Origin of the sequence: Mycobacterium sp. E1715, from assembly GCF_001667625.1 — a bacterium.
Taxonomy (GTDB): domain Bacteria; phylum Actinomycetota; class Actinomycetes; order Mycobacteriales; family Mycobacteriaceae; genus Mycobacterium.
Genome location: NZ_LZJJ01000252.1, coordinates 1 through 3,002, shown reverse-complemented (window position 1 = coordinate 3,002; position 3,002 = coordinate 1). Strand labels below are relative to the sequence as shown.

The following is a 3,002-nucleotide window of genomic DNA, read 5'->3' as shown; positions in this document are numbered from 1 at the left end:
CAGCGCCCAGCCGGCCAGCACGTCGGACGGGTAATGCACGTTCAGCGCCACCCGCGAGACGCCTGCCGCCAACACGCTCAGGGCGACCATCGCGGCCGCGACGGTGCGCATCAGCCGGTTCATCGTCGGCAACACCAACGACAACCCCGCGAGCAGCGCGGCCGTCACCTCCAGTGCGTGCCCGGACGGAAACGACGTCTCGGCCGCGGGCACCAGCATGGTCGACGGCCGCGGCCGGTCCACCAGCGCCTTGGCCGCGACCGTCACGAGCCCGCTGAGCGGCGCGCAGGCCAGCAGCAACAACCCCGCCCGCACCCGGCGCGCCACCAGGGCGCCGGTCGCCGCCACCGCGCCGAGCACGCGCAACGGGACCGGGCCCAGCGCGAACGAGACGTCCGCCCAGAATCGCACCCACAAGGGGTGTTTGACGGCGCCGTCGCGCGCGGCGTTCAGCAGCGACCAATCCAGGCGCTGCTGCCAGTGCCAGTGCTGCGAGTAGCCCGCCCACATCAGCGCGTAGACGGCCGCCGCGACCAGGGCGACGCACAGGGCCGGCATGGTCCGCGCTCGGGTCATATCCCACGGATACCAGCCGGGCTCCGCGCAGCGTCCGGCGGCCCGACCACGCTGTCGCCCGGCCCGCGCCATACTGGCGTCATGGCCGTATTTGTCCGCAGGTTGCTCGGCATCGGCAAGCTGCCCGACGACGTCTACGCGCAGCTCGAGGCGGAAGGCGTGCGCTACCTCGCCGACTTCGTGGCGGTGACCCGGCGCTTCAAGGGCGCCATCCCGGGCGTGCGATTGCCGCACAGTGTCGCCAGCTACACGGGCTCGCTGGCGTTCACCTCCGAGCGGGTGCTGGCCACGCTGTCCATGCTGCCGCGGCTGGCCGGCCCGACCGTCGACGTTCGCTGGGACGCGCCGCAGACCGGCGCGGCGCGGGTCGAGATCTCGTCGACGGGCCTGCAGGTCGACGTCGACGTCGCGAAGGTCGACCCGAAGTTCAGCGGCGAGTTGTCGCTGCACTACAAGGCGGCCATTCCGGACGAGGTGCTCAGCGGCCTGCCGCGCCGGTCCCTGGCCTTCGACATGCCGCCCGAGTACGTGTTCCGTGCGGTCGGCGTTACCTATAGTCCGTGATCGTCATCCGCGGCCAGGGCGGCTGGCGCAGCACCGCCAGGCTGCCGATCACCGCCGCCAGCAGGCCGGTGATCACCCCGATCAGCGCGATGCGGTTCCCGTCCACGGCGGGCTTCCAGGAGGCTTCGCCGTTGTGGACGACGAAGACGCCGAGCGGTTTGAGCACGGGGATGACGGTGGTGCCGTCCGGTGTCTGATAGGGCTCGCCGTACACGCGACCCGCGGCCCCGTCGGTGGGCGGCCGGTCGAGTAGGTCAAAGGGCTTCACGGAACACTCCTTTCCTGGGTGTTCACCCGGTGCGTGTCGCGGACACGGTTCACGCTAACGCGGATTTCCTACGATGACTCCCGTGAGCGAGCAGGCCTTCAGCCCGCAGGAGCGCCGGGCCGTCTATCGGGTGATCTCGGAACGGCGCGACATGCGGAAGTTCTCACCCGGCGCGGCGGTGGACGAGGCCGTGCTGGCGCGCCTGCTGCAGGCGGCCCACGCGGCGCCCAGCGTCGGCCTGATGCAGCCCTGGCGCTTCGTCCGGATCACCGACGACTCGCTGCGGCGGCGCATTCACGCACTCGTCGACGAGGAGCGCCCGCTCACCGCCGCGGCCCTGGGCGAGCGGGCCGAGGAGTTTCTCGCGCTGAAAGTCGAAGGCATCCTCGAGTGCGCCGAGCTGCTCGTGGTGGCCCTGTGCGACGACCGGGACAAGCATGTGTTCGGCCGCCGGACACTGCCGCAGATGGACCTCGCGTCGGTCTCGTGCGCGATCCAGAATCTGTGGCTGGCCGCGCGCTCCGAAGGCCTTGGCATGGGTTGGGTTTCGCTGTTCGATCCGCAGCGGTTGGCGTCGTTGCTCGACATGCCCCCGGGGGCGGAGCCGGTGGCCATCCTGTGCCTGGGCCCGGTGCCGGAATTCCCCGATCGGCCGGCGTTGGAACTCGACGGCTGGGCTGTCGCCCGGCCACTGTCGGAGTTCGTCTGCGAGAACCGCTGGAGTCGGATCCCTGCGCCTTCGCCCGACTAGCTGCGGTATCGTCGCCGGTCGCGGGCGAGTTGAGAGGTGACGCAATTGGCGCCGGGCGAAGAAGCCGACCGGAAAGACAACGTCTTGATCGTGCACTGGCACGATCTGGGCCGCTACCTAGGCGTCTACGGGCACCCGGACGTCGACAGCCCCCGCCTGGACCGCCTTGCCGCCGAGGGCATCCGGTTCACCAGGGCGCATGCCACGGCGCCGCTGTGCTCGCCGTCGCGCGGGTCGCTGTTCACCGGCCGCTACCCGCAGAGCAACGGCCTGATCGGGCTGGCGCATCACGGCTGGGAATACCGAAGCGGCGTGCGCACCCTGCCCCAGATACTGACCGATGCGGGTTGGTACTCAGCGCTTTTCGGCATGCAGCACGAGACCTCCTACCCCCAGCGACTGGGCTTCGACGAGTTCGACGTCTCGAACTCCTACTGCGAATACGTGGTGGACCGGGCCTCCGACTGGCTGCGAGACGGCACCGAAGACCTCGCGGGCCAACCGTTCCTATTGACCGCCGGGTTCTTCGAGACGCATCGGCCCTATCCCCGGGACCGTTACGAGCCGGCGGACAGCGCCGGGGTCGACCCGCCCGACTACCTACCCGACACCCCCGAGGTGCGCGACGACCTGGCCAGCTTCTACGGGTCGATCACGACGGCCGATGCCGCCGTCGGCCGCCTGCTGGACACGCTGGCCGAGTCGGGACTCGATGACAGCACCTGGGTGGTGTTCTTCACCGACCACGGCCCAGCGTTTCCCCGCGCCAAGTCCACGCTCTATGACGCGGGAACCGGCATCGGCATGATCATCAGGCCCCCGACCGGCCGGGCGCTGCCCCCG

5 protein-coding genes are annotated in these 3,002 nt (G+C 70.4%); 3 read left to right on the top strand and 2 right to left on the bottom strand.

The genetic code is table 11. The features are described 5' to 3' along the window. Positions 1-576, bottom strand: a 576-nt coding sequence (locus tag A9X03_RS13455; protein WP_068261476.1) for a phosphatase PAP2 family protein, incomplete at its 3' end; no start/stop codon positions are given. A gap of 81 nt (positions 577-657) precedes the next feature. Between A9X03_RS13455 and A9X03_RS13450 the strand changes: the two genes are divergently transcribed. Beyond that, a complete protein-coding gene (locus A9X03_RS13450; RefSeq protein WP_067760809.1) occupies positions 658-1,140 on the top strand; it encodes a hypothetical protein in 483 nt (160 codons plus the stop codon). On the opposite strand, the gene A9X03_RS13445 is transcribed toward A9X03_RS13450, so the two are convergent. Further along, positions 1,124-1,408, bottom strand: coding sequence for a hypothetical protein (locus A9X03_RS13445; protein ID WP_067760807.1), 285 nt, complete (start codon positions 1,406-1,408; stop codon positions 1,124-1,126). The two genes, A9X03_RS13450 and A9X03_RS13445, sit on opposite strands and share 17 nt — an antisense overlap. A gap of 73 nt (positions 1,409-1,481) precedes the next feature. On the opposite strand from A9X03_RS13445, the gene bluB reads away from it, so the two are divergent. Beyond that, complete coding sequence (gene bluB, locus A9X03_RS13440) at positions 1,482-2,159, top strand: 5,6-dimethylbenzimidazole synthase (protein WP_067760805.1); 678 nt, start codon at positions 1,482-1,484, stop codon at positions 2,157-2,159. A gap of 36 nt (positions 2,160-2,195) precedes the next feature. Next, on the top strand, positions 2,196-3,002 hold an 807-nt coding region (locus A9X03_RS13435; RefSeq protein ID WP_156736611.1), incomplete at its 3' end, for a sulfatase-like hydrolase/transferase.

Coding starts and splice junctions, on each gene's coding strand:
- A9X03_RS13450 (WP_067760809.1), top strand. CDS start 658: ATGGCCGTATTTGTCCGCAGGTTGCTCGGCATCGGCAAGCTGCCCGAC.
- bluB (WP_067760805.1), top strand. CDS start 1,482: ATGACTCCCGTGAGCGAGCAGGCCTTCAGCCCGCAGGAGCGCCGGGCC.